Below are 2,220 nucleotides of genomic sequence, written 5' to 3' on the forward strand. Positions count from 1 at the left end.
GACGTCGCCATCCGCCTGGGCAACCTCGCCGCCAGCCACTCCGACCTTGGCCGAGTCGCCGAGGCCATCACGCTCTGCCGCCGAGCCGTGCAGATCGCGGACCAGGCACTGCCTGACGGGCACCCCACCGCGGTGGCGCTTCATGCGTTTCTAGAGCGGCTGCGGCCAGAGGCCGACGATAAAGGTCGGAGCGGGTGACGGGAATCGAACCCGCATATTCAGCTTGGGAACCGTACAAGATCGCCTGGTCGCCCCGGTTGGGTGCAGGCCAGGACGGCATCGAGTGGCCTGGAGTGACCTCCGGAAGCCTTCGGTAATGGCACGCCAATGGCACGCGGGCAGGGCCCTGAAGGTTCTCGTTCGGGTGGATCGTTGGGTTGGTTTGCCGATCATCGGTGGTGTGTGTCCGATTGGTGATGTCGGTGGTGTGGGTGTCTGGTGTATGCAGTTCGGATGGATGTCGATGTGGCGCAGACCGCTGCTGTGGTGATGCCATACGTGACGGCTGCGGTGACCACGCTGGACAAGGTCCGCGACGCGGTAGTGGATAAGGCGTCCGACGCGACCGTGGGGGTCGGGCACCGGCTGCTGAACCGGATCCTCGGCCGCCAGGAGTCGCGGCAGGTGATCGAGGGCGCGATCATCGACGTCGCCGCCGGTGAGGAAGACAGCGAGGCAGCGTTGAAACTGCAGATCCGCAAAGCGCTCGCCGCCGACCCTGACCTCGCCCGCGACATCGTGCAGCTGCTGCCCGCCGGCACAGTGCACAACGAAGCCTCCGGGACCAGGTCCATCGCGATCGGCACCAACACCGGCAACGCCAGCACCGGGGACAACCCCACCTTTCACCGGTGACCCGCGCGGCCGACGGCCCGACCGCGTCCGGTGAGCGGTCCGCCGCGGCTGGCGTCAACTACGGCAACATCAGCACCGGCGACAACGCGAGGTTCATGCACCTCGACCCTGGGGCGCTTAAGTCCCCGGAGCAGGTGCCGCCGCCTGCGGGGTTGTGGAATGTGCCGAGACGGCCGTCGCGGGTGTTCGTGGGCCGCGACCAGGTCATGGACGATGTCGCGCAGGCGTTGGCGTCCGGCAGGCGCGGGGTGATCGGTCAGAGCGTCGCCGGGCTCGGCGGTGTCGGTAAGACCGAGGTAGCGCTCCACCACGCGCACGCCTGTCGGGAGCGGTACACGGGTGTGTGGTGGGTGGGCGCTGACAGCCGGACCAACCTCACCGCCGGGCTCGCCGCGCTGGCGCACCGGCTTGCGCCGGCGACCACGGTGCTGCCGGACGAGCAAGCTGAGGCATGGGCGTCAGCTTGGCTGTACCACCATGACGGCTGGCTGTTAATCCTCGACAACGTCGAAGACCCAGGCGACATTGAGACTTTGCTAGGCGGTGTCGATAGCGGTCGGGTGCTGGTCACGACCCGCCGCGACATCGACTGGACCGGCTACGGCCTCACCCCGATCCGCCTGAGCACCCTCACCCAGGCTGAGGCCGTGCAGATGCTGTGCGAACGCACCCGTCAGGACGACCAAACGGCTGCTGCCGGGATCGCCGATTATCTCGGGTATCTACCTCTGGCGTTGGAGCAGGCCGCCGCCTACATCAACCATCACCACATCCCCATGGCCGCCTACCACGACCGACTCGACGATGAACGGGCTGGCCAGCTGCTTGCCGGGATCGCGCCGGGCCAGAACGCACAACGCGCTGTCACCCGGGTCTGGGCCCTCACCCTCGCCGCCCTGAGCACCACCAACCCGATCGCGGTCGAAATCCTGCACGTTCTGGCGTGGCTCGCCCCCGACGACGTCCCCCGCGACCTGATCACCATGCTGACCGACGGCGACCAGACCACCGCCGACCTTGCCCTCGGTGTACTCGCGTCCTACAGCATGGCCACCCTGGACGAGACCACGGTCAGTACCCACCGGTTGGTCCAAACCGTTCTCCGCCTCACACTCCCGGCCAGCCAAACCACCACCGACCCCAGCTCACAGGCCATCCAGCTCCTCAATACCGCCGTACCCGCCAACCCTGGCGGCGACCCGGCCGGCTGGCCCCGCTGGCGCGACCTGCTCCCCCACATCACCGCCCTCACCAACCACCTGCCTCACAGCACCGACACCACACTCAGCCGCCTACTCAACGAGACCGGCGTGTTCGAGAGAGGCCAGGGCCTCTACCAGCAGGCTGAACTCCACAGCACCCAAG

Annotated in this window: 3 protein-coding genes; all 3 read left to right on the plus strand. The window is 67.6% G+C overall.

The window, feature by feature from the left end:
• The coding region (locus Ani05nite_RS40665; RefSeq protein WP_203777557.1) for a tetratricopeptide repeat protein at nt 1-198 on the plus strand (198 nt) is incomplete at its 5' end.
• 255 nt (nt 199-453) lie between these two features.
• Entirely contained in the window at nt 454-855 is a 402-nt protein-coding gene (locus Ani05nite_RS40670; RefSeq protein WP_203777559.1) for a hypothetical protein, read from the plus strand.
• Nucleotides 852-2,220, plus strand: a 1,369-nt coding sequence (locus Ani05nite_RS40675) for an NB-ARC domain-containing protein (RefSeq protein ID WP_203777561.1), incomplete at its 3' end; no start/stop codon positions are given. The genes Ani05nite_RS40670 and Ani05nite_RS40675, both read left to right, overlap by 4 nt.

This window comes from Actinoplanes nipponensis (genome assembly GCF_016862275.1).
Classification (GTDB): Bacteria; Actinomycetota; Actinomycetes; order Mycobacteriales; family Micromonosporaceae; genus Actinoplanes; species Actinoplanes nipponensis.

Coding starts and splice junctions, on each gene's coding strand:
- Ani05nite_RS40670 (WP_203777559.1), top strand. CDS start 454: ATGGATGTCGATGTGGCGCAGACCGCTGCTGTGGTGATGCCATACGTG.